This is a genomic window from Pseudomonas sp. S34 (assembly GCF_009866745.1).
Lineage (GTDB): Bacteria > Pseudomonadota > Gammaproteobacteria > Pseudomonadales > Pseudomonadaceae > Aquipseudomonas > Aquipseudomonas jessenii.
In genome coordinates, this window is the sequence record NZ_CP019398.1 from 2510813 (window position 1) to 2534555 (window position 23743).

A 23743-nucleotide genomic window follows, 5' to 3' on the forward strand; every position below is an offset into this window, starting at 1 on the left:
GAGCACGCAGAATGAAACTGTCCCTCTGGCCTGCCTTGCCGCTCGCCATCTCCAGTTGCCTTGGCCAAATGGCCTGTGCCACCTCTGACAACGGATTTGTCGAAGACAGTAGCCTGACCCTGACCAACCGTAACTTCTATTTCTACCGCAATAACCTCAACAACCCGGGCGGGCAGAACTATCGGGACGAGTGGGCCCACGGGATCATGCTCGATTACCGCTCCGGCTACACCCAGGGAACGGTGGGGTTCGGCGTCGATGCCTATGCGCAGTTGGGCCTCAAGCTCGACAGTGGCAAGGGACGCACGGGCACGGGTTTGTTGCCGGTCGACTCCGATGGTCGTCCCGAGGATGAGTACTCCGAAGCGGGCGGTGCGGTGAAGGCGCGGATTTCGCAGACCGAGCTCAAGTACGGCAACCTGACACCGCTCAACCCGGTGTTCGGCACCGGCAATGCGCGATTGTTTACCAGTGTTGCCACCGGCTTTCAGCTGACCAGCAATGAACTCAAGGCGTTGCAACTGGACATCGGTCACTTCACAGCCGGTAACGACAGCAATTCGACCAATGCCGATGGCGCGCTCAAAGCGCTGTACGCCGGCGTGGAAACCCGCAGCGTCGATTATCTGGGCGGCAGTTACGCCCTGAGCGATCAACTGAGTGTCAGCCTCTACGGCTCGCAGTTCACCGACATCTGGCGCCAGTACTACGGCAACGCCAACTACACCTATGCCTTTGGTGAAGGCCAGTCGCTGAACCTGGATTTCAATCTCTATCGCACCAACGACAGCGGCCAGAGCCTGGCCGGCAAGATCGACAACACCACCTGGTCGCTGTCCACCGCGTACAGGTTCGGCGCCCATCGAGTGACCCTGGCGTACCAGCGGGTCGATGGCGATGAGCCGTTCGATTACCTGGGGTTCGATCGGCAACCGGGCACCTCGATTTTCCTCGCCAACTCGATTCAGGTCCTCGACTTCAACGCCCCCAACGAACGGTCCTGGCAACTGCGTTACGACCTGGACATGGCACCTTTCGGCGTGCCGGGCCTGAGCTTCATGTCGCGTTACGTCAGTGGCGACCACATCGATGACAGCCAATACGACGGCGGCCCCAATGGCGCCTACGGACGTTACGGCGATGACGGCAAGCGCTGGGAGCGCGACATCGAGGCGCGCTACGTCGTGCAGTCGGGCAAGGCCCGGGATCTTTCAATCCGCGTGCGTCAGGCCAGTGTGCGTTCCACCGCGCAGGTCGCCCGCGCCGACACCACGGACAACAACGAAGTCCGGGTGATCATCGAGTATCCACTGAGTATTTTCTGATCCGTGTCCTGCTGTGTGTGGCTGATCCCCACCGTTAAACCCACGACGTGCTCTTCAAGAAAGACAAAATCCAGAGGACATAAAAATGACCGATAACTCCGGTTTCGAAACGATATCCAACCGTGAACACGGCCTGCGGCGTCAGCTGACGTCGGGGCAGATGAGCATGATCGCCATTGGCGGTGCAATCGGCACCGGGCTGTTCATGGGCAGCGCCTATGCCATCGGTTATGCCGGGCCGAGCGTATTGCTCAGCTATGCCATTGGCGCAATCATCACGTTGCTGCTGATGGGCTGCCTGGCGGAAATGACCGTGGCCCATTCGACCTCGGGTTCGTTCGGCGCCTACGCCGAATTTTATGTCAGCCCGCTGGCCGGGTTCCTGGTGCGTTATGCCTACTGGGCGGCGATTGTGCTCGCGGTGGGCACGGAAGTGACGGCGGTGGCGATGTACATGAAGTACTGGTTTGCCAACGTGCCGGAGTGGATATGGATCGTCTCGTTCTCCAGCGTGCTGATCGTGCTCAATGCCATCAGCGTGAAGACTTTCGGCACCTTCGAGTACTGGTTCTCGACCATCAAGATCGGCGCGATTGTCGGCTTCATCATCCTGGCGGTGTATGTGGTGTTCGGTTCCGGCAATCCGGAATACGGCATGCACAATTACAGCGCTCACGGCGGCTTCTTTCCCAATGGTCTGCAAGGGATGTGGATAGCGGTGATCGTGTCGATCTTCAGCTACCTGAGCGTGGAGATGATCGCGGTGGCTGCCGGTGAGGCAAAAGACCCGGAGCAAGCGGTGAAGAAAGCCTTTCGCGGGACTATCGTGCGCCTGGTGGTGTTCTACCTGCTGACCCTGGCGTTGATGCTGGCGATCGTGCCTTGGGTCCAGGCTGGCCATGCCCAGAGTCCGTTCGTCACCGTGATGCAAGCCATCGGCATTCCCGGCGCCACGGGCGTGATGAATTTCGTGATCCTGATTGCGGCGTTGTCAGCCATGAACAGCCAGTTGTACATCACCACGCGCATGATGTTCAGCCTGTCCCGTGCCGGCTACGCGCCAAAATCCATGGGGGTGTTGAGCAAGACCGGGATCCCGCTGAACGCGCTGTTGCTCTCCAGTTCAGGTATCGCCCTGGCGACCTTGCTCAACATCCTGTACCCGGAAAGTTCGTTCACCCTGATGATGGCGATCTCGATGTTCGGCGCGATCTTTACCTGGTTCATGATCTTCCTGACGCACTTCTGTTTCCGTCGTTTTCACGAACGCAATGGCAACCGCAAACTGTCGTTCCGCATGCGCCTGTTTCCCTACAGCACATTGCTCGGGCTGGTACTGATGGGGGCCGTGATGATCACGACGTACTTCACTGAAGCCTTCAAGATGACCCTGGTATTCGGTGTGCCGTTCCTGCTGGTGCTGTCGATTGTCTACGGTGTTTTCTTCAGGAAAACCAGGGCCGTTGCGGTGCTGAGTGCGCAGCCCAAGCCATAGCCTGAAGGGCGTGCCGGGGCGGCAAGCAGCAAGAAGCGGGCGCTGGATTTCCATCGCTCACTTTTTCGCTGGTTTACCGCTGGCAGGGATGTGCAGGTACGACATCACGCTTTCAGTCAGTTCGGTTGCCAGTTTGACCGCTTCTTTATTGCGTGCCATCACGCCGGCGACCAAGCCTTCGATCAAGGCCAGTACGGCGATGTTGGAACTGGTCAGCACCGGGTGATCGCAAGGCGCAAACAGCGTGTGCTCGGCAATGCCGGTGAGCGGCGAGGCGGGTGAGTCGGTAATTGCCAGCACTGATGCGCCACGTTCATTGGCGAAGCGTGCCAGTTGCAGGGTGTCGAGGGAGTAGCGTGGCAGGGAGATCGCCAGCAGCACGTCCTGGTCGGTGATGGCGGCCAGACGGTAAGCGGCGTTTTCGTTACCGCCCTCCATGCTGATGGCAGTGGCGTCCGCGCAAAAGGGCATCAGGGTCGAGGCGGCGAGACCGGCGAAGTAGACACTGTTGCCAAAGCCCAGGATGTAGATTTTGCGCGCTTTGGTCAGGCGAGTGACGAAGGCTTCAAAGGTGTCGGCGTGGTTGTTGCCCGCAGCGGTGGCCAGGTTACTGCTGGCGCTCTGGAGTTGCTCATGCAGACCAAACGCGCCGCCCGGGCGATGGGCAAGTTCGTTGCGCAGTTTGTCGACCGGCGACACCATTTGCTGCAACGTTGCGACCAGTTCGGCCTTCATGCCGCTGTAGCCACCGAGGTCCAGTGCTTTGGCCAGGCGGTTGACGGCGGCGGGTGAGGTCAACGTTTCGTGAGCCATCTCCTCGATGGTCAGCGTCGCGGCTTTGAGCGGGTGACGCAGGATAAAGTCCGCGACCTTGCGCAATGACGGCGGCAGTTCGGAAACGATTTCCGTCAGTTTGCGCATGACCGGCGCGGCATAGACAGTGGTGTCTTTCGATGGGGTGGGCATATCCGGCTCAACATTTCCTGAAGGTGAGAGAAGGGCTGTGCCTGATGCCCTGACAAGGTTGGCTGGAGTGTATCCGAAGCCAACCTTGTCAGGGCAGCGCCGAGCAGTCGATGGCTAGGCGGCGGTCTTACTTCAAGCTCCCGGCCAGAAACTGCCGGAGGCGTTCGGACTGCGGGTTGACCAGCACTTCGCGCGGGTCGCCGCGCTCTTCGACAACGCCCTTGTGCAGGAACACCAGTTGGTTCGAAACCTCGCGGGCAAAGCCCATTTCGTGAGTCACCACCACCATGGTGCGGCCTTCCTGCGCCAGATCCTGCATGACTTTAAGCACTTCGCCGACCAGTTCGGGGTCGAGCGCCGAAGTCGGCTCATCAAACAGCATCACTTGCGGTTCCATCGCCAGTGCGCGGGCAATGGCCACGCGCTGCTGCTCGCCACCGGACATATGCGCCGGCCAGGCGTTCATGCGGTGCGCCACACCGACTTTGTTCAGGTAGTGCTCGGCCTTTTCCCGTGCCTCTTTCTTGCCCAGGCCCAGCACATGCACCGGGGCTTCCATGACGTTTTCCAGAGCGCTCATGTGTGACCAGAGGTTGAAGTGTTGAAATACCATCGATAGCTGCGAACGCAAGCGTTGCAACTGCCTGGGTTCGGCCGCCTTCAGCCCGCCAAGCTTGTTGGCCACCAGCTTGAGCGGTTCGCCATTGAGCACGATATTGCCCGCATTGGGTTGCTCCAACAGGTTGATGCAGCGCAGGAACGTACTTTTGCCAGAGCCGCTGGAGCCGATGATGCTGATCACGTCACCGGCCTGTGCTTGCAGGGACACGCCGTTGAGCACCTGGTGCGCGCCGTAACTTTTATGCAGGTCCTGAACTTCAAGTTTGTACATGGTTTGAACTCTCTGGAATCAGTCGCTGAGCAAGCGACCCTGGCGAATGGGGGTAGAACCGGCAACTTTGGCCAGCCACAATCCAGGCTGGGCAAAGCGCAGCCGTTCGCGGGCATAAAGAATGCCGTCGGTGCTGGCGCTAACCACGCTATGGCGGTCGGTCAGCGGGTCGATGACCTCGAACAGCGGATCGCCGACCTTGACCTGCGCGCCCAGCGGTTGCAGAAAACTCACCACACCGGGATGGGGCGCACAGGCGTACTGCGCGCCGGCGAATGGCACGGCCTGGCAATGGCTCGGCGGTGTCGCTGGCCAGTCACCGCTGATCAGGCCTTGTTCGGCGAGATACCCGAGAATGGCTTGGGCACTGTCGACGCATTGCTCGCGTTCGGTGTCTGCCATGCCACGCAATTCAATGGTGGTGGCCACGCACGCCAGGGGAATGTTGGCTTGGGGAAACAGCTCGGCCAGGCGTAGCCATGCAATGGCGCAGGCTTCGTCGAAGGCACTGCCGCCCGCATTTTCGGCCAATAACGTGACCCCGGCACCGAGGCGAGCGGCGAGTGACTGCAGGCGTGGCCAGTTTTGTGGCATCGCATACAACAACATGATCGATTCGAAATCGCAGTGCAGGTCCAACACCACATCGGCGTCACAGGCATGCTGCAGCAACAGGCGGCGCAGGCCGTCGAGTTCCGAGGTCGGTGCCGGCATGGCGGCGAGGGCATCGCCCATGGCGCGGCGGATGAGTGCGATGTTGGCGTCGGCATCGCTTCCCAATCGGCCCTCCAGCAGCGGTGCAACGGCATCGACCAACTCCGGGAAGTCGCGATTGAAGTTCTTGCCGCTGGAGAATTCGAAGCGCCCCTGATGGGTGGCCTGGAACATCTGGGCGATACCGATCGGATTGGCCATTGGCACCAACTCGATCACCCCGGTCAGGCGGCCTTGTGTTTCCAGTTCCAGAAGACGGCGCTTGAGCTCGACGGCGACGCGCATCCCTGGCAATTCGTCGGCATGCAATGACGCCTGGATGTACGCTTTGCGTGCTCCACTGCCAAAACGAAACAGTGACAGCGTTCGTTCGGTGCCCGAGGCACTCCACGGCAACAGGTATTGAATGTGCTCCATAGCAGCTCCTTAGTGCTTGCGCGGTGCCAGATACGCCAGCCAATGGCGCTCGGCCAGCTTGAACAGGCGCACCAGAATGAAGGTCAGGGCGAGGTAGAAGAGGCCGGCGGTGATAAACGCCTCGAACGGTAGATAGAACCGTGAGCTGACAGTACGCGCGGCCCCGGTGATGTCGACGAGGGTGACGATGGAGGCCAGGCTGGTGGTTTGCAGCATCATCAGCACCTCGTTGCTGTACTGCGGCAATGCCCGGCGCAAGGCCGACGGCATGAGGATGCGGCGATACAGGGTCAGGCGTGACATGCCCATGGCCCTGGCGGCTTCGATCTCGCCATTGGGGGTGGATTTCAAACTGCCGGCCAGCAGCTCTGCGCTATAGGCGCTGGTGTTGATCGCGAAGGCCAGGCAGGCGCAAAAGGTGGCGCTGGAGAGGTAAGGCCAGAGCACGCTTTGGCGCACTGCTTCGAACTGCGCCAGGCCGTAATAGATCAGGAACAATTGCACCAGCATCGGCGTGCCGCGAATCACGTAGGTATAGAGCCAGGCCGGGAAGTTGATCAGCGGTGATCGCGACACCCGCATCAACGCCAGTGGAATCGCCAATACCAGACCCAGGGCCAGGGAAATAAGCAGGACTTTGAGGGTCAACAAGGCGCCATTGAAGTACAGCGGCAGGTTTTCCCAAATCAGGTTGTAGTCGAGAATCATGGGCCGCTCCCCTCACAATTCGGCGGCTTTGATGCCGACCGAGTAGTGTTTTTCCAGATAGCGCAGCACCAGCAATGACAGGCTGGTGAGCATCAGATACAGCGCCGCCACCGCGAGGAAAAACGTGAATGGCTCGTGTGTGGCATCCGCTGCGTTCTTGGCTTTGAACATCATGTCCTGCAAGCCGATCACCGAGATCAGCGCGGTGGATTTGGTCAGTACCAGCCAATTGTTGGTGAACCCGGGAATGGCGAAACGAATCATCTGCGGTACCAGAATTCGCCAGAACACCTGCGCACCGCCCATGCCATAGGCCACGCCGGCTTCGGCCTGACCTTTGGGGATTGCCATGAAGGCGCCGCGAAAGGTTTCCGAGAGGTAGGCGCCAAAAATGAAGCCCATGGTGCAGACGCCGGCGATAAAGGGGTTGATGTCGATATAGCGGGTGTAACCGAGCGCCAGGGCAATGCGGTTTACCAGATCCTGGCCGCCGTAGAAGATCAGCAGGATCAGCACCAGGTCTGGAATGCCGCGAATCAGGGTGGTGTAACTTTCCCCGAGCAGGGCCAGCCATTTGAGCGGTGACAGGCGAAAGGCCGCGCCGACCAGGCCGAGGGCAATCGCCAGGGACATGGAAGTCAGGGCCAGGTTTATGGTCAGCCAGGCGCCATCGAGAATGCTCGATCCGTAGCCGTGAAGCATGATGAAGTTCCTCAAGCGAGCGCCGCGAGGCGCGCAAGACAAGCCGGAATCGGCGCCTGCAATAGGCCGGCACCGGGGCTATGGGTAAGGCTTACTTGCCGTAGATATCGAACGCGAAGTACCTGGCCATCACTTGCTGGTACTTGCCATTGGCGCGAATGGCGTCGATCGCGGCACTCAGGCGTGCAACGTTGGCACTGTCGCCTTTGCGCACGGCGATCCCGGCGCCACGGCCAAAATACTTCGGGTCGTTGATGTCGGGCCCTGTGAGGGTGAAGCCCTGGCCAGCCGGTGTTTTGATGAAGCTCTCATCGGTGTTGACGATGTCGGCGAGGGTGGCGTCCAGACGACCCGAGGCGAGATCGAGAAAGGCTTCATTTTGTGAGGAGTAGCGCACCACGACGACGCCGGCTTTTTCCAGTTGCTCGGTGGCAAAACGATCGTAAGTCGAGGAGCGTTGCACGCCGACTTTCTTGCCCTTGAGGTCCAGCAAAGGATCATTGATCACGTTGCCGGCCTTCATCGCGAACTTGCCCGGTGTGTGGTAGTACTTTTTGCTGAAGTCCACGGACTTCATCCGGTCTTCGGTGATTGACATCGACGACAGCACGGCATCGATCTTGCGCACTTTGAGCGACGGGATCATGCCGTCGAACTCCTGAATGACCCACTCGCACTTGACCTTCATTTCTTCGCACAAGGCGTTGCCGATGTCGTAATCGAACCCGCTGACGTTGCCCTCCGGTGTCTTGAAGGAGAAGGGTGGGTAGGCGGCTTCGATACCGATACGCAGGCTGTCTTCGTCGGCATGTGCCAGGAAGCTGAAAGCGCATAGCGCCAGAGCACCTAGAAGTTCTGTCTTGTTCATATTGTTGACTCCTTGGAAGGCATTTGGGGGAAACGGGTGCCCGCCATCCAGGTTGGCGTGGTGGATCAGTCCTGTGATCGGCGAGTCTATAAATGACACAATAAAATTCTATATGCAAATAAACTGAAAATAAACATATCAGTTTTGATCGCAACGATGCTCCATTGGGCCAGGTAGACGTTTTTGCTCAACCCATGGGTAAGCCCTGATGCTCATTTTTTGAACTCGGGCTGAAAGCACTTATCCAAAAAATATGGGAATGTTTCCCACGCAACGATGCCAACTGGCTTTCAGGGATCGTGCGGATACCGCAGTAGCTCGTTCATGCTGCAGATTGATGGCCGTGCCGGTTGGCCGGCCGCTCCAACGGGCGGCCGGGAACTCACTGGACATTGCGTTCGATACGGAGATGGGTACGCAACTCCATGCGGAGGTGCAGCATGCTGCTCAAGAAATGTTTATTGGCTCTGGCAATCGGCGGAGTCCTGTCGGCTTCGACTGTCCTGGTGCCCGATTACATCGGTAGTTTCTCCAGCGTGTATGCCAAGGATGGCGGCAGCGGTGGAGGCGGTGGAGGTCACGGCGGTGGCGGTGGCGGTGGCGGTGGCTCCGGTGGTGGCGGTCACGGTGCCGGCGGCCATGGAGGAGAGGGTGGCGATCATGGTGCTGCAGGCCATGACGGTGACGGTCATGGAGGTCCGGGGCGCGGCGACGCTGACCATGGTGGTGTAGCCGGGAACAAAGGCCCGGGCAATGCCCATGACAACGATGCCGCCGATGCAGCCAGGGACGCTGCCAGAGCTGATGCCAATGCAGCCCGGGACACGGCCAGAGCGACTGCGGATGCAGCCCGTGATGCGGCAAAAGCCACTGCCGATGCCGCACGGGATGCCGCCAGGGCTGAAGCAGATGCCGCCCGGGATGCCGCAAGAGCGGCTGGCGTTCCGCGCGCAGAAGCGGATGCAGCCAGAGACGCTGCCCGGGCCACTGCAGATGCAGCGAGGGACGCCGCCAAGGCTGAAGCGGATGCCGCCAGGGATGCTGCCCGGGCTACCGCGGATGCAGCCAGGGACGCCGCCAAAGCCGAGGCGAACGCAGCCAGAGAAGCTGCCAAAGTTGAGGCGAAAGATGTCCGAGAGGATATGGCGGACGCCCCGGATGCCCCGGACGAACCGGATTTCGACGCGGTTGAGGTAGAGAACTAGACCTGCACGTTCGGCAATGAACACGGCAGGCATACCGTAGAAAACGTCCCGGGAGCTTGAGGGACGTATCGGCAAAGAGTCGCAAACCCGAAGCATCGTGGGGTTTGCGACTTGTTTCGGCTATCGAGCCAAGGCGAACATTTCTACAGTCAGATCGCCCGCTGATTCACGCGCTGACTCAGTTCCTGCGCGGACTCTTTGCGTTCCGAGTAGCGGTCAACCAGATCGGGGCGATCCCGTAGCAGCAGGGTAAATTTCACCAGTTCCTCCATGACGTCCACCACCCTGTCGTACAGCGACGAGGGTTTCATGCGATTGGTGTCGTCAAACTCCAGAAAAGCCTTTGGCACGGAGGATTGATTGGGGATGGTGAACATGCGCATCCAGCGCCCCAGCACACGAAGCTGATTCACCACATTGAAGGACTGGGAACCGCCGCAGACTTGCATGACCGCGAGGGTTTTCCCTTGGGTTGGGCGAACGGCCCCCAACGCCAACGGCACCCAGTCGATTTGCGCCTTGAACACCGCAGACATGGAGCCGTGGCGCTCCGGCGAGCACCAGACCTGTCCTTCGGACCATTGCATCAGTTCGAGCAGCTCCTGGACTTTCGGGTGATTGGAGGGCGCGTCGTCCGGTAGCGGCAGGCCTGATGGGTTGAAGATCCGTGTCTCGGCACCGAAGTGTTCGAGCAACCGGGCTGCTTCCTCGACCAGCAGGCGACTGAACGACCGCGCACGAGTCGAACCGTATAGCAACAGGATGCGCGGTTTGTGCTGGTCGTCGCGCCCACTGTCGATGGGCTGGGTCAGTGATGTGACGAGATTGGGCAGGGGATGAGTCATGGGGGCTCCGGTCATAGCGTGCCGATGCGGTCGAGTTCCCGCTTCAGCGCATCGCGGTCGAGTTGTGCAAAAGGCAGGTCGAGGAATGCCCGGCAGCGCGTTTCGATGCGCGCCAGGGTCGAGTGGAACGCCGCCGATACCGTTGCTTCATCCCCTTTTATGTCCGATGGGTCTTCCAGGCCCCAATGAGCTTTCAACGCCGGCCCGAAGTACACGGGGCACGCCTCACCAGCGGCCTTGTCGCAGACTGTGATGACGATGTCCGGCGGGTTGGCTTCGAAAGCCTCATTGCCTTTGCTGCTCAAGCCGTCGATGGCGATGCCGGCTTCTTGCAACGTGCTCAGGCTGCGGGGCAGCACCTGTCCCTTGGGGAAGCTGCCGGCACTGATCGCCTCAAAACCTTGCGGGGCGAGATGGTTGAACATGGCTTCGGACAGGATGCTGCGACAGCTATTGGCGGTACACATAAACAGAACGCGCATGGTGATTCCTCTTTGCAGTCGCACAGGGCTAAACGCTCAGGCGCAGGGCCAGGGCAGACAAGGTGATGAACAGAATCGGCAGCGTCAGGACCACGCCGACCTTGAAGTAGTAACCCCAGGTAATGCGGATGCCCTTGCGCTCCAGCACATGTAGCCAGAGCAAGGTGGCAAGACTGCCGATGGGGGTGATTTTGGGACCGAGGTCAGAACCGATGACATTGGCGTAGATCATGGCTTCACGCACCACACCGGTGGCGTCACTGGCCTGAATCGACAGGGCACCCACCAGCACCGTGGGCATGTTGTTCATGCCCGATGACAGTAACGCCGTGAGCAGGCCAGTGCCCAGCGCGGCGCCCCAGATGCCGAATTCGGCCATGTGGTTCAGCGCCATGGTCATGTAGGTGGTCAGTCCGGCGTTTTTCAGCCCGTACACCACCAGGTACATGCCCAGCGAAAAGATCACGACCTGCCAGGGCGCCTCGCGCAGCACCCGTCGCGTTGAAATCACATGCCCACGTGCAGCCACGGCGAACAGCATCGCGGCACAGACCGCTGCAATGGCACTGATGGGAATGCCCAAGGGTTCCAGAGCAAACAGCCCGATCAGCAACAGAGCCAGGACAATCCAGCCGACACGGAAGGTCAGGGGATCACGCACGGCGCGTCGCGGGTCCATCACGTCATCGAGAGAGTAGTGCCTGGGGATGTCACGCCGGAAAAACCAGTACAGCACCACGAGCGTGGTCGCCACGGCAACGAAATTGACCGGCACCATGATGGCGGCGTACTCGCTGAAGCCCAGGTCGAAGTAGTCGGCCGAAACGATGTTGACGAGGTTGGACACCACCAGGGGCAGGCTCGCCGTGTCGGCAATGAAACCGGCCGCCATGACGAACGCCAGGGTAGACGCTGGCGAAAAACGCAGTGCGAGCAGTATTGAAACAACGATGGGGGTCAGGATCAGGGCTGCACCGTCGTTGGCAAACAGCGCGGATACGCCGGCCCCCAGCAGAATCGTGAAAACGAACAGGCGCCGCCCGTCACCCTTGGCCCAGCGCGCCACATGCAATGCCGCCCACTGGAAAAACCCGGCCTCATCGAGCAGCAGACTGATGATGATGAGCGAGATGAAGGTTGCGGTGGCGTTCCAGACAATGGTCCACACCAGTGGAATATCGTCCAGTGTCACGACGCCTGCCAGCAGGGCCAGGATGGCTCCCAGGGAGGCGCTCCAACCGACGCCCAGGCCCTTGGGTTGCCAGATGACCAACACCATGGTGAACAGGAAAATGATAAACGCAGTAAACATGCGGAGTCTCGATGAGTGAAGGGTCAGCAGCAGGCGGAAGTGTTGAGTGGACGGTCGCCCATCGCGGCAAGGCGAGTGCTGTCGTCCGCAAGCCAGTCGGCGTTTGCCAGCAAGGTTGTCTCGAGAACGTCGCGAACCCACGCGGGCAGATCGGGATTGAGCCGGTAATACACCCACTGCCCCTGGCGACGGTCGAGAAGCAGGCCGCAGCCGCGAAGCTGGGCAAGGTGGCGGGAAATTTTGGGCTGACTGTCGTCCAGGGCGCAGACCAGCTCACACACGCATAACTCGCCTTCACGAGTGATGAGCAAAGTGGCCCGGGCGCGGGTTTCGTCGGACAGACATTTGAATACGGCAGCAGGATTGAGCATTGGCGTGGCTCGATACATATGGTTATTCGAATATACGATTTTCCATATGTATCGTGCAAGCCGCTCGGGCTCGCGAAGGGAAGGCTCGGCCCGACCAGGTTGTTCAGGTATGAGATAGACTCGAGCCCATTCGGCACAAGACACAGGAGAGGCGGTGAATGGAATCATTTAGCGTACGCGAGCTGAAAATGACTGACGCTCAAGCGTTGCTGGCTTTCGAAATCCAGAACCGTGAATGGTTCGAATCCCATATCGATGCGCGCGACCCTGCTTTTTACTCGTTGGAGGGTGTCGCCGATCATATCGAAAGCTATTTGTCCGATTTCGCCATCGGCGCCTGGCACCCCTTTGTCATCGAGGATTCCAGTCGGAGAATCGTCGGTCGAGCCAATCTGAAAAGCATCGACTCATCGACGGGTTCTGCCGAAGTCGGCTATCGGATCGATCAACGCGTGTGCGGGCAGGGGCTGGCAACACGGGCGCTGAGGCACCTGATCCAGGAGGCCCGGATACGTTGGGGACTTGCGCAACTGGTTGCGTATGCCTTCAGGGAGAACGCCGGCTCCAGAAAAGTCCTGGATCGGTGCGGATTCAAGCTTGAGCAACCTTCCTGCAACGACAACACGGGGGGCGAAGATCGATTCGTCCTGTCGATCAGATAACTGCGTTCAACCATTCTGAAGGCTTGTAGCAGGTCACGCCTGCTACTCCTGATCTTCAGGTACCTCTTTCCAGCTGTCATCCGGATCAAAGCGCTTCATCGCCAGCGCCAGTTTTTCACCTTCGGGCCCCAGGTCTTTTTCGAATACCTGTCCTTCATGACTGATCATGAAACTCATCACGCCGGTGTCGTTGTACTTTGCCGGCCAGGCGATCAGCGCAAAGCCGCGGCTCATCTTGTCGCCGATGAGGTAGCTGTAGGCGCCACCCGGTGCCGAAGGACCCTGGCCATGAAGGATGCGGAAGCGATAGCCATGCCACTCTTCGTCGGCTATGGCTTTGCCGAACGAAGGCCCCAGCGGGCTGATCTGGCCGCTGTCGTCTTCGTCCCAATAGAGTCCATCGTGCATGCCGGGGGTGCTGAAGATTTTCTGCGCATACTCGAGTGCGCCATCATCGTCGCGATCCACTGACGCATAGTCCATCTGGGCGTCGTGATAGGCCAGCACCGATTGCACCGCGGCAAGTTCATTGCGGCCGATTTGACGTGCACGGATCTCTGCACTGCCGGCCTTCATGTCGAAGCGCCAACCGTTCTCGTTCTTTGTAAGGGGGATAGGCAGTGTCCAGTTCTCACTGCCGACCGCCAGGACAGCCTTGCGGTCACTGGTGTTTTCAAAGTGGTGTTGCTCGCGGTACTGCTGCAAGAACGCATCCACATCTTTGCGCTGCACGCCTTCGCGGGGGATGTAATTGTGCCAGTCATTGCCCAGCAGTTCGGTCAGGCGTGCCTGGTCGGCGTGTTCCGTGCCCAGTGCTTCGACAAAGGCTTCCGCGGCCTTTTCCGGGGTTGGAAAGGCCTGCTGTGCCGTCGCCATGCACGACCACAACAAGCCGGTGGCTATAACCAGGACATGAGGGAGCAAGCCCGTGAGTCCCTTCAATCGAGGATGGTTGTTCAACGACGGCCCCCCCTTTGACGCGATGGTGGATTGGACGGCCGGCTGACCTGGTGGCCGGCTGATCGCGAAGCACTGGGGCGTTGGGCGGAAACCTGGCTGGCCCGGCCACGATTGGCCTGGACGTTGGCCTGGGACGGTGAGCGTGCGCCCGCGAACGCATTGTTGCGGGCACTGCCGGCACTGGCGGCAGGCCGTTTATTCGTCGCTTGCCGCGTCTGCGCGGAGCCTTCTCTGCGCTGATTCAACTGGGCGCTCTGGTTCCTGGGTTGCTGGGTCTCTCTCCTGGGTTGCTGGGTCTCTCTCCTGGGCTGCTGATTCTCCCGGGTGTTCCTGGCCGTGCCCTGGCTTCTGTCCGCCGCCTTCGGTCTGTCTGCACCGGCCTGTAACCGGTCGCCGCCCGAGGCCCCGGACTGGAGTTTGCGTGTTTGATCACGGGCTTCGCGGTTGCTGGTGGCAGGTCGTTCGATACCGTGCCTGTCCATTGAGGTGCGGGCATTTTCACGGGCCTGGGCGCGTTGTGCATTGTCCCCGCGATAGGCTTCACGCTGGTTGGCACCGTTGAGTTGGCGGCCGTACTGTGCGCGGCTTGCGTTGTCTCGATAGGGCACGCCATTACGGTGCACCGGGTTGTGTTGCCATTTGTTGTTGGTGATCCGGTTGTTGGCATTGATGTTGTTGTAGCGATTGACGTCGATGTCGATGTCGTTATTGCCCCAGTCACATTCACCCCACAACGATCCAATGATCGCCACTCCGGCACCAAACGCGAGTCCGGCCATCAGGGCCTGACCAGGGTAATAGGCCGGTGGCGGTGGATAGTACGCGGGCGGCGACGCCGGGTAGGGCCAGGTGCCGTAGGTGGTGGTCGGGTTATAGGTGGGGACGTACACCACCTGCGGATCGGCAGGCTGAATGATGATGGTGGAGTTGCTGGCGGGGGCCGATTCAGGGGCTGGAGCCGGTGCCGCAGTCGTGGTCGCCGGTGCCGGGGCCGCGACATTCTGGATCGTCACGTTCTGATATTGGTTGCTCTGCAGATTGCCGGCTGCCTGTGCCTGGCGCCGCAAGCGTTGCGCGCTTTCCATGACATCGTCGGGCTGCGCCAGGAAGGCATCGCCCAGGCGCTGGACCCAGACGGGATCCTGTCCGAGCAATGCCAGCACCTGCGGGAAGGCGACCAGTGCCTGCACGCTCGGATCCCATGGCTGGTTCGCCACCTGTTTGACCGCATCGTCACCCTTGGCGTTCGGGTGGGCTTTGGACCAGTTGACCGCCTCGCCGACTTCCCCGGGGTAGGTGGTGGCCATCAGCACCTGTGCAAACAGTGGGTCCGGGTAAAGCGCAATGGGCGCCAGCATCTGATCCAGTTGTTCCTGGGTGAATACCGGATCCTTGGCCGCCGGGGCGACGGGCGCTGCATTGGCTGTGCTTGCCGGTGCGGGGGCTGCGGCGGGTGCCGGAACCGGGGCCGGTGCGGCAGCGGTCCCCTCCGTACCCAGTGCCAGGCAGGACGATCCGCTCAAGAACAGTACGGCCGACAACGCGTAAAGTAATGGATTGTGCATTGCACCCCCCGTGGGGTCAGGCAGGCTTGAAATGAGTGGATCAATCCCTGGCAGGTGAAGCCGACTTTGCAAGCCACAGAGCCTGACGTCGACACCGCTTCCTAATGGTAGCAGTTGATTTTAAAAAGCCAGGTTGACTTTCAAACGGTGTGATCCTGTTCCTGGTCAATGTGCACTGGCATCGCTTTCGTGTTCTTCGGCGAATGCCATGAACACATCCAGGTCCAGCACCTCCAGCTTGATCTGGGCGATGAACGCCGAGAAGGCCAGGTTGGCGGCCAGCAGGCGCAGGTCGCTGGCCCAGGCCGGAAGATAGACCGGCCCCTTGAGCCAGCCAGACTCGAACAGGGGCGCCAGGCGCATGGTGTCAGCCAGGCTGAGGCGCCCTGCAAACAGATGCCCGACCAGTTCCGGCCGGTTGTCGCGGATAGCAATGCGCAGCAGGGTGTGGACGCCGAGCAACCCGGTCAGGTAGGCGGCGTCCTTGGTGAACGCCGAACCGCCCCGCAGGTCGGCGCCGCGGAACACCCGTTGGGTTGAGCGGAAGGATTCCTCTTCTGTCTGTCCGGCCGCCAGAAAACCTTCGAACACCTGGATGAAGTCGGCACCCTCCAGCGCCTGCTGGACGGCGAGCACGCGCAGGGCCAGGCGCCGCAGGCGGTTGATGTCCATGCTGCCGGTGAACAGTTCGGCCAGGGTGGCAATGCCTTCCTGGGTCTGGGTGGTGCGGGGCGCCCCCAGGCCCAAGCTCGTGAGGTTGGGCTGGCGCGCGCCGTTCTGTGCCGTGGCGACATGCACGAACGCCTCGTGTTGCAACAGCTGATGCTTGTCCAGTTCCGAGAACAGCGCGCTGGCCCGCAGGCGAATGCGGCTCGATCCGGCGATGGCCTTGGCGGCCAGGTTCGGATCGAGCACGACCGTGATTTGTCCGACGCCGAAGAATCGGTCCAGTTCCGGTTGAATCCAGGCGGCGAACGCCTTGGCCGGGATCTCGGCCGGGCAGGGTGGAATCCGCGCATTGCCCAGCAGGGCGTCGGTGGTCTTGAGGAAGAACCGGGCCGCGTCAAGCATGCTCAGTTGCAGGCGTGTGTAATAGAAATCCGGGCGCCGGTACAGCGCGGATGAATACTGCGTAAAGGCGGGAGTACCGATGGCTCCCAGCATGTGCCCGGCCGTGGCATAGCTACGGGCGGTCATGGCCAGGTAATTGCCGGCCGGATGCCCCACATCGCAACGGCGGATAAAGGTTTCCAGGGCGGCGATGTCGGCGCTGTGGTCGCGGGGTTGTAACTGGACCTTGGGTAACCCGGCCCGCCCGCCGCGCCATTTCGTCAGGAAGTCTTCCTCGACGCCGTCCGGCCAGGACAGGGCATCCAGCACGCGGATCTTGCGGGTCAGGCCGGGCAGGGCGGCATCGAGTTCGGACAGGGCGGCGGCGCTCATGGATAGCTCCTTGAGGGACGAAGTGGCGTTACAAAAGCTTAGTCGTCGCGCGCGGTTGTGTGCGTTTACGAAGTGAGGTAGACGGTCTCAGAGCAGGCTCCACGACACCCCGACATACATCGCCATGCCTTCACCGGGGGTGGATCGTGCCGCGTCCAGCCCTTTGTCGTCGTAGCCCGGCGTGACCGTGGCGGCATAGTGCTTGTCGGTCAGGTTGCGCAGGTCCAGCCAGGTCTGCCAGTCGCCCTTGGGCGCGTTGTAGCCCAAGGTCGCGCCGAATATGGCATAGGGATCGGCGTAGTAGCTGTTGGCGTAATCGACGGCCACCTTCGACACCCATTGCGTGTTGACCGCGGCGAAGAAGCCTTGTGGCCAGTCGTAGCGCAGTTCGCCCTGGTAATAGTGCATCGGCAGACCCGGCAGGCGGTTGTCGCCGAAGCGCTCATCGTCGCGGTAGTGGAAGTCACTGAAGGTATAGCTCTGGCGCAGGCTCAATTGGCCGCCATCGCCCGGCGACCAGAGGGGGCTCAGCAGACTGGCTTCCACGCCCTGGTGCACGGTCGGGCTGGCGTTGAGCTCGTAGGGCGTGGTGGCGTTGGCGTCCGGCAGCACCGAAAGCAATTCGTGGCGCACCTGGGCGTAGTACCAGGCCAGGCTCCACTGCCCCAGCGTGCTGTCGCCACGGCCGCCGATTTCCAGGGTGGTGGCGGTCTGGTTTTGCAGCGTGACCGGTTGGCGCTGGGCGCCTGTCGCGGGGCCGCTGCCTTTTGGGAATCGGATGTTCGAGCTATAGATCAGCGACCACGGATGTGGCGCCTCGACCGAGCGGCTGAGATTGCCGAACAGTTGCAGGTCCGGTGTCAGTTGGTAGCGCAGGCCCACGCGCGGGGCGTAGTCCCAGTCGTGCAGGCTGGTCTTGCCACCTTCCTGCGGGTAGGTGACAGCGCTTTCACGGCGGGTGTAGATCGCGGCGAGGCCGGTGGTCAGCCACAGGTCGTCGGCGATCTCCAGGTCATTGCCGACATGCAGGACCGTGTCCGAGCCCTGGTAGGTGAAGTTGCGGATCAGCGTGCCCGGTGCGTAACCGGCGGTGTTGCCGGTGGGGATGCGCACGAACTCGCTGGCACCGGCGTTGGGCAGGTGTTTGGTCACTCGCAGGCCCAGGGTGCTTTGGCTTTCCAGCCCCCAGAGCGTGTCGCGACGCTTGTAGTCGAACGTGCCGCTGACATCCGTGTACGCCACCTTCAGGCGGTTGGGGCCCTCGCTCAGGTCCATGGGATAGTCGTGGTAGACAAGACCGGTCTGGATGCTCGAATCGTCATCGATGTACCAGGTGGTCTTGTTGCCGATAAAGGTGCTGCCCGGCTCGTCGCGGTGGTCGTCCCGCGCCACGTAGGCAGGGTTGGCCGCCCGTGGGTTGTGCTCGATGGAGTGTTTGGTCACCCGTCCCGCGAGATCGTTGTCGGTCTGGCGGTGGCGCAGGTAGAAGCGTGTTTCCAGGTTGGGGTTGAAGCGATAGCCGAAGTTGGCGATGACACCCTGGCTCTCGCTGGCCGTGTGGTCCTGATAGCCGTCGGCGTTGGCGTCGGTCATGGCCACGTAGTAATCGAAGGCGCCGAGCACCTGTCCGGAGCTGACCTGGCGCTGCTGATAGCCGTGACTGCCCGTTGCGTAGCGTACCTGCAACTTCGGCGCGTTGTAGCCGGTATGGCTGACGTAATCGATGGCCCCGCCAAGAGCCAGGGCGCCCCGGTCGAATCCGTTGGCGCCGCGCAGCACTTGCACGTGGTCGAGCCACAGCGGTTCCAGCAATTCATAGGGCGTGCCGCCGGGGCCGGTCAGCGGCAGACCGTCGAGCATGGCGTACAGCCCCGAGGCATGGGCACCCGGTGCACGATTGATCCCCGATCCGCGGATAGAGATCTTCACCCCTTCGTTGCCCGCCGACTGGGCATAGATCCCCGGCTGGTAAGCCAGCACATCCTGATTGCTGGCCACGCGGCCCTGCAACGGACGGCGCATGTCGACCACGTTGGTGCCGCCGGGCACCTGGGCCAGCCGGGCCCTGGCGTCCTCGATCCCCTGGTCTTCGTCGCTCTGGTCCTCAGCGCCAATCAGCACTTGTCCCAACTCCAGGCCCTGAGCCTCGGTCATGGCCGGATAAACAAGGGCCAGGCCCAGCAGCGCAGCGGGCAAGGAATGAGGCGAGGGCATTGGGAAAACTCCAGACGTACGGGAACGGGCAATGAACAGTGCGACGCAAGAAGGAACGAAGGGAGCACATGGCAATTTTGTTATTTTGCCCGCCAAGGACTGGCGGCTATCGATTCAGCAGCGGTGCCAGCAATGCGCACATACCGCGCCAGTGCGAACCCTCCCAGTAAACCCGTTGGCAGGCGTCGCAGCGCAGAAAGTGCGAATAGAGGACGCCAATGCGTGGCGGCACCTGCGTCCGGGCCAGTTCCAGGCTGATCTCGTGCAGCGGCAGGTTGCAATGCAGGCACAGGCTGAATGGCCGCGCACTACGCGCCAAATCGAGGCGCTCGTACAATTCGCGCAGCTGCAGCGACGGTTTCAGGGCATGCACATAACAGCCGTGGCTGATGATTCGCCGCTTGAGCAGTTCGCGGTCGCGGGTCAGCACGATGCGTCCTTGCTGCGCAGCGATCTCGGCGATTTCGCTATCCTCGAAGCCATTGTCGTAGAGGGTGTCGAAGCCGCTCATGCGCAGCAGGCTGGCCAGCCCGCCAAGGTGCGCATCCGCGACGAAACGCAGCACCCGTAAAGGTTGCGCACGAACCTTGAGCAGCGGGCTGATGTCCAGCGCTTCGAACTTGGGATACACCGCCAGCCGGTCATTGTCGAGGATCACCCGCTCCAGGCCCACCGACTCGCCGTTGAGCAGCACCAGTTCGACCTCGGTGTGCGGTATCCCGAGCGCCTCGATCATGTGCTTGACCGTCGCCCCTTGCGCGCACTCACAGGTGAAGGGTTGCCGCCGCCGTTCGGCCGGCAGGAAATCGTTGAGCTCCTCGTAGAAGCGGAAAGTTGCACTGGTCATGTTGAACAGTATGGCAGGGCTGCAGGATGACCGTGTCTGGTCCGGACATCTACTGAGTCGCCCCTGATCTGTAGACATTGAATGACCATTGTTGGGCCGATTGCTGCTTCTGACGAGGGGCAGCCACCGATCCATTGCTGCCGGTGGCGATAGTCAAAAGCAGCCAGAAGCAGCCGCTCGGGTCTATATTTAATTCCACGGTCAACAACCACCACTGTAACGGTTCACTCAGAAAAGCCTCATAGCTGCACAGCTTTTGTTTTTTTAGAGGATTTCCTTGTCACCGAGCTAGACGACGCTCTAGGCTCGGTCTGCTCTCGGACATGTGGCATCTATCAAATAGCTCATAGGGAAAATGGCTGTGATCAAGAACGTATTGATGATCGTTGGCTTCCTCACTCTAGCTGGTTGCGCAAACCCCTACGCCAAAAGCTACAAGTCACTTTCTGATCCGGAATATATCGCCGCCTATCGAACCGCTCCCGCTCCTGCGGAGCCGACCCTGGCGCTCGGCACAAACCCGGTCCAGGACGTTCAGACGTACTATGAAAATAGCTATGAAGCACTTGGGTTTAGTATGTTCAGCGATGAGTTATCGACACAGCAGAAAGCAATTGAGCAAGGTCGGACAGTTGGTGCTGATCTGGTGGTCTACTACGAGCCCATTTACCAGCGTACCAACACCCAAGCTGTACCGGTATCACTTCCCACTCAGCAAACCGTGAGTAGTTATGGGCAAGCGACTGCTTACAATAACTATGGAGGAACAGCCACTGCATATGGCTCTTCGTATGCAACTGTTTCCGGGCAACAATGGACTGCGATCCAAGTTAGTAGGGATAGCTATTTTCAGACCGCCACGTACTACGTCAGGACCAACCAGCCCTTAGGACTGCATTTTCGCGCACCTACTACTGCGGAAGCTCAAGCTCTTGGCACACAGCGTGCTGTTGTGATTACCTCCATTGTGCGCGGTTCTGCTGCCTATCAAGCGGATCTACTTCCTGGAGATACAATTCTTAAGGCTGATAATCTTTCCGTTGACCAAATTCCTAACGCTGTCGATTTTGTACGCATGCGCCAGGGAAAAACGGTCGATGTCATGCTTGTCCGTAATGGCAAGTCCATAATAAAGAAACTAACAATACCGTAGCTCAGGCCCATGTGGTGAATGCACAGGTTAACCCACCCGCTTGCAATCGAACTGATCAGCCATTTATGCCAGATTTAAACACCATGGATCGTGGCCATGAACGGCAGTGAACGAACCTTTGCAGACATTCTTAACAACTAAGCTAAAAGGCCGGCTTCAGCCGGTCCCGGTGAACGAAGCGAACGATTTGAATGCATTGTCAGGCGTATTCAACGGAATGTTCCATTTAAAAATCTTCTGCCTCGGGCGCACGGAAGGCCTTACTGTAGTAGCCGGACTGGTCGAAACAGCAAACCTGCTTCTTGCCGGATGCAAGCATATCGCAGGCATCACCAATTCGTTTTACGCGCGTCTTAAGTTGCTTGGCTGAAGTAATCCAGTGTATCCAGTCTACTCGTGCGATGGTCGTCGTGTTGTTCCAAACTTTACGAGCCTCAGGAGTGGCTGCCAGTGCCTCCTGAAAGTCTGTTGGGATGTCAGGCTCGGGTTCCTTCTTCACAGGGGTTAGCTCTAGTGTAACGATATCCCCAACGGCCGCGCCTGCAGCTTCGAGTAACTCTCTACTTACCTGCAGCCAATGGCTCCGCTGACCATCCGGCTCAAGGGTTGCCTGGAAATGGTGTCCATTGATTGTGCCTTCAACTGTCGTCCTTCCTCGCCTCGGAAGCTGTTCACTTGCGTCTCTTGGCAGTACTACGAACGCCCACGACGTATCATTACCAGACTTTGCCGGACGAAGAAGCTTTGCTTCGAATCGGGATTTCACATCGATTGTTGTCATTGCAACTCCTCCAACTAATACGCCTAACTACTATTTGGCGACATCACTGTCGCGTTTAAACGCGACAGTGATGTCGTATAATGTTCCTTGTCGTCCTGCAAGCCCTTGTCTAGTCTGGAGGAATTGCAGCAAACACGACATAGCCCAGGGAGAAGCGCGACATTGATGACGCCATGCTCAGCTGCGGTAAAGACTCAGTGCAGAAGGTCGAAGCTACCTATTAGCCACTAGTCTGTCCAGTGGCTGCTTATGGCCGATTCTGTTGAAAAAGTCGGCCATGGTTTGCGCTTCAAAAAAGTACGCGTCCGAGATCGAAATCTTTACTTTTGGCAGAGGCTTCCAGACCCGGATTTCGGTCCGAAAGCCGAAGGCAAGCGGCTATCGCTCAACTTCGATTTTACCGACCTTAAACAGAAATATTCGGTGGAAATGGAGAATGGCGTGCTCAACCACACCGAAGGTGTAGAAGCAAAAGATGCCGATGCGAAGGTGACCCTGACCCGCGACACGCTGAACAAGATCGTGTTGAAAGAGACCTCGTTGAAAGACGCACTGGCTTCGGGTGATATCAAGATGCCGGCCTGGTCAGTCGAGTGGCAGCGATATCGTTAATCTCGTTCCTTTGTCCGGTGCGCTGTCGATCGTGAACTCCCCGCCCAGCATGCTGATGCGTTCCTTCATCCCCACCAACCCGAACGAGTTCAGTTTTTTGCGATCCGTCATGCCTACGCCGTTGTCTTTGATCTGCAGGTAAAGCCGGCGACCCTCACTGGAGAGTTCGATATGCACCTGTGTCGCTTGCGCGTGCCGGGCAATATTCGACAGCGATTCCTGCACGATGCGGAACAGAGTGGTGGCGGATTTTTCATTCAGATCGCAACGGAAGTTTTCGTCTTTCGCCGACATCGTGCAATCGATCGCGCTGCGCTGACGGAACTCTTCAAGTTGCCACTCGATCGCTGCCTGCAATCCCAGATCGAGTACGGGTGGCCGAAGATCATTGATGATACTGCGGACACTGCGGATGGCTGTATCGAGGTGATTCAGAGCATCGCTGGCCTTTTCGTTGAGCTTGGGGTGCATGGTACTGGTGCGCGTCTGCAACATGGAGACATCGATTCGCAACGCCAGCAGACTCTGTCCCAGCTCGTCATGGATGTCCCGTGCGATCCGCTTTCGCTCTTCTTCCTTGATGTGCTCCTGATAGGAGGCCAGTTCACGCAGCTGCAGCTTCGATTGCAGCAATTCTTCGGCCTGCATCGTCAGTTTGCGCTGCAAGTAGAACAGGTCGACAAACACCTGGATCTTGGCGCGAAGAACCTCGGCCACAATCGGCGAGAAGATGTAATCGACTGCGCCGGCCGTATAACCGCGGAAACGCTCGGAATCGGTGTCGGCCTCCGCCGTGACGAAGATAATGGGCGTGTGGGCCGACTTCGGGCGGCCGTGAATGAGTGCAGCGGTTTCAAAACCGTCCATCACTGGCATTTTCACGTCGAGCAGAATGACGGCGAAGTCGCGCTGCAATAGCAGGCGCAGCGCCTCGCGTCCGGAAGTCGCGGTGGCAATATCGAGGCCCATGTCGGCAATCACCGCGGCGAGCGCCGTGAGCTTGGCGGGATTGTCATCCACCAGCAACACGGATGCTGGTACGCCATCAGGCGGGAGCGGGTGCCGCACCTGGGCTCTCTCATTGAATACCGGGGGTTCCTGCTGCATATTTATGCCACTTCGGTTTGCGCTAGCGCCTCTTGCCATTACGGCAACACCGGTAAAGTCGAGCCGGCCTTGCGCACTTTGCCACCTTTGCTGTCGC

At 59.8% G+C, this 23743-nt stretch carries 23 protein-coding genes; 6 read left to right on the forward strand and 17 right to left on the reverse strand.

Features of this window, described 5'->3' with window-relative positions:
* The first annotated feature begins 11 nt into the window (after window positions 1–11).
* Both PspS34_RS11290 and PspS34_RS11295 read left to right on the forward strand, forming a co-directional pair.
* On the forward strand, window positions 12–1325 hold the full coding sequence (locus PspS34_RS11290) for an OprD family porin (RefSeq protein ID WP_159389731.1): 1314 nt from the start codon (window positions 12–14) through the stop codon (window positions 1323–1325).
* 85 nt (window positions 1326–1410) lie between these two features.
* Entirely contained in the window at window positions 1411–2820 is a 1410-nt protein-coding gene (locus PspS34_RS11295; RefSeq protein WP_159389732.1) for an amino acid permease, read from the forward strand.
* Window positions 2821–2877: 57 nt separating this feature from the next.
* Here the strand turns inward: PspS34_RS11295 and PspS34_RS11300 are convergent, their stop codons facing one another.
* The 6 genes from PspS34_RS11300 to PspS34_RS11325 form a co-directional block, all read right to left on the reverse strand.
* Entirely contained in the window at window positions 2878–3786 is a 909-nt protein-coding gene (locus tag PspS34_RS11300; protein ID WP_150814844.1) for a MurR/RpiR family transcriptional regulator, read from the reverse strand.
* A 127-nt stretch (window positions 3787–3913) separates the two neighbouring features.
* Window positions 3914–4678, reverse strand: a complete 765-nt coding sequence (locus PspS34_RS11305) for an ATP-binding cassette domain-containing protein (protein ID WP_159389733.1) — start codon at window positions 4676–4678, stop codon at window positions 3914–3916.
* Window positions 4679–4696: 18 nt separating this feature from the next.
* A complete protein-coding gene (locus PspS34_RS11310; RefSeq protein ID WP_159389734.1) occupies window positions 4697–5809 on the reverse strand; it encodes a succinylglutamate desuccinylase/aspartoacylase family protein in 1113 nt (370 codons plus the stop codon).
* A gap of 9 nt (window positions 5810–5818) precedes the next feature.
* Window positions 5819–6517, reverse strand: coding sequence for an ABC transporter permease (locus PspS34_RS11315; RefSeq protein ID WP_159389735.1), 699 nt, complete (start codon window positions 6515–6517; stop codon window positions 5819–5821).
* 12 nt (window positions 6518–6529) lie between these two features.
* Window positions 6530–7219 (reverse strand): ABC transporter permease, encoded by a 690-nt coding sequence (locus tag PspS34_RS11320; RefSeq protein ID WP_057715357.1) that lies wholly within the window; start codon window positions 7217–7219, stop codon window positions 6530–6532.
* A 91-nt stretch (window positions 7220–7310) separates the two neighbouring features.
* Entirely contained in the window at window positions 7311–8087 is a 777-nt protein-coding gene (locus tag PspS34_RS11325; RefSeq protein ID WP_154862218.1) for an ABC transporter substrate-binding protein, read from the reverse strand.
* Between the two features lie 440 nt (window positions 8088–8527).
* Here PspS34_RS11325 and PspS34_RS28395 point away from each other — a divergent pair, with 440 nt between their 5' ends.
* Window positions 8528–9292 (forward strand): hypothetical protein, encoded by a 765-nt coding sequence (locus tag PspS34_RS28395; protein WP_159389736.1) that lies wholly within the window; start codon window positions 8528–8530, stop codon window positions 9290–9292.
* 149 nt (window positions 9293–9441) lie between these two features.
* Here PspS34_RS28395 and arsH read toward each other — a convergent pair whose 3' ends face one another.
* From arsH to PspS34_RS11350, 4 genes are read right to left on the reverse strand one after another with little or no spacing between them, the layout of a single operon-like run.
* Window positions 9442–10137 carry an arsenical resistance protein ArsH gene (gene arsH, locus PspS34_RS11335; protein WP_159389737.1) on the reverse strand — a complete coding sequence of 232 codons (696 nt, stop codon included), beginning with the start codon at window positions 10135–10137 and terminating at the stop codon, window positions 9442–9444.
* 11 nt (window positions 10138–10148) lie between these two features.
* On the reverse strand, window positions 10149–10619 hold the full coding sequence (locus tag PspS34_RS11340) for an arsenate reductase ArsC (protein ID WP_159389738.1): 471 nt from the start codon (window positions 10617–10619) through the stop codon (window positions 10149–10151).
* 28 nt (window positions 10620–10647) lie between these two features.
* A complete protein-coding gene (locus tag PspS34_RS11345) occupies window positions 10648–11931 on the reverse strand; it encodes an arsenic transporter (protein WP_159389739.1) in 1284 nt (427 codons plus the stop codon).
* Window positions 11932–11954: 23 nt separating this feature from the next.
* Window positions 11955–12302 carry a metalloregulator ArsR/SmtB family transcription factor gene (locus PspS34_RS11350; protein ID WP_090454848.1) on the reverse strand — a complete coding sequence of 116 codons (348 nt, stop codon included), beginning with the start codon at window positions 12300–12302 and terminating at the stop codon, window positions 11955–11957.
* Between the two features lie 158 nt (window positions 12303–12460).
* Here PspS34_RS11350 and PspS34_RS11355 point away from each other — a divergent pair, with 158 nt between their 5' ends.
* Window positions 12461–12964 (forward strand): GNAT family N-acetyltransferase, encoded by a 504-nt coding sequence (locus PspS34_RS11355; RefSeq protein WP_159389740.1) that lies wholly within the window; start codon window positions 12461–12463, stop codon window positions 12962–12964.
* Between the two features lie 42 nt (window positions 12965–13006).
* On the opposite strand, the gene PspS34_RS11360 is transcribed toward PspS34_RS11355, so the two are convergent.
* The 5 genes from PspS34_RS11360 to PspS34_RS11380 all read right to left on the reverse strand — a co-directional run bounded on the left by PspS34_RS11360 (window position 13007) and on the right by PspS34_RS11380 (window position 19993).
* Complete coding sequence (locus PspS34_RS11360) at window positions 13007–13840, reverse strand: DUF2950 domain-containing protein (protein ID WP_057715348.1); 834 nt, start codon at window positions 13838–13840, stop codon at window positions 13007–13009.
* Between the two features lie 80 nt (window positions 13841–13920).
* Window positions 13921–15489 (reverse strand): DUF3300 domain-containing protein, encoded by a 1569-nt coding sequence (locus PspS34_RS11365; protein WP_159389741.1) that lies wholly within the window; start codon window positions 15487–15489, stop codon window positions 13921–13923.
* A 165-nt stretch (window positions 15490–15654) separates the two neighbouring features.
* Window positions 15655–16932 carry a flavohemoglobin expression-modulating QEGLA motif protein gene (locus PspS34_RS11370; protein WP_159389742.1) on the reverse strand — a complete coding sequence of 426 codons (1278 nt, stop codon included), beginning with the start codon at window positions 16930–16932 and terminating at the stop codon, window positions 15655–15657.
* Between the two features lie 87 nt (window positions 16933–17019).
* The gene (locus PspS34_RS11375) at window positions 17020–19146 is read right to left on the reverse strand and encodes a TonB-dependent receptor (protein WP_159389743.1); all 2127 of its coding nucleotides are present in this window, start codon (window positions 19144–19146) and stop codon (window positions 17020–17022) included.
* A gap of 106 nt (window positions 19147–19252) precedes the next feature.
* Window positions 19253–19993, reverse strand: a complete 741-nt coding sequence (locus PspS34_RS11380; protein WP_057715344.1) for a Mut7-C RNAse domain-containing protein — start codon at window positions 19991–19993, stop codon at window positions 19253–19255.
* 361 nt (window positions 19994–20354) lie between these two features.
* Between PspS34_RS11380 and PspS34_RS11385 the strand changes: the two genes are divergently transcribed.
* A complete protein-coding gene (locus PspS34_RS11385; protein ID WP_159389744.1) occupies window positions 20355–21146 on the forward strand; it encodes a PDZ domain-containing protein in 792 nt (263 codons plus the stop codon).
* Between the two features lie 226 nt (window positions 21147–21372).
* Here the strand turns inward: PspS34_RS11385 and PspS34_RS11390 are convergent, their stop codons facing one another.
* Window positions 21373–21927, reverse strand: coding sequence for a YdeI/OmpD-associated family protein (locus PspS34_RS11390; protein WP_159389745.1), 555 nt, complete (start codon window positions 21925–21927; stop codon window positions 21373–21375).
* Window positions 21928–22176: 249 nt separating this feature from the next.
* Here PspS34_RS11390 and PspS34_RS11395 point away from each other — a divergent pair, with 249 nt between their 5' ends.
* A complete protein-coding gene (locus PspS34_RS11395) occupies window positions 22177–22539 on the forward strand; it encodes an alkyl sulfatase C-terminal domain-containing protein (RefSeq protein WP_159389746.1) in 363 nt (120 codons plus the stop codon).
* On the opposite strand, the gene PspS34_RS11400 is transcribed toward PspS34_RS11395, so the two are convergent.
* Window positions 22513–23646: a response regulator gene (locus tag PspS34_RS11400; protein WP_154862244.1), complete on the reverse strand. Its 1134-nt coding sequence runs from the start codon at window positions 23644–23646 to the stop codon at window positions 22513–22515. The genes PspS34_RS11395 and PspS34_RS11400 overlap by 27 nt on opposite strands.
* Between the last annotated feature and the right edge of the window lie 97 nt (window positions 23647–23743).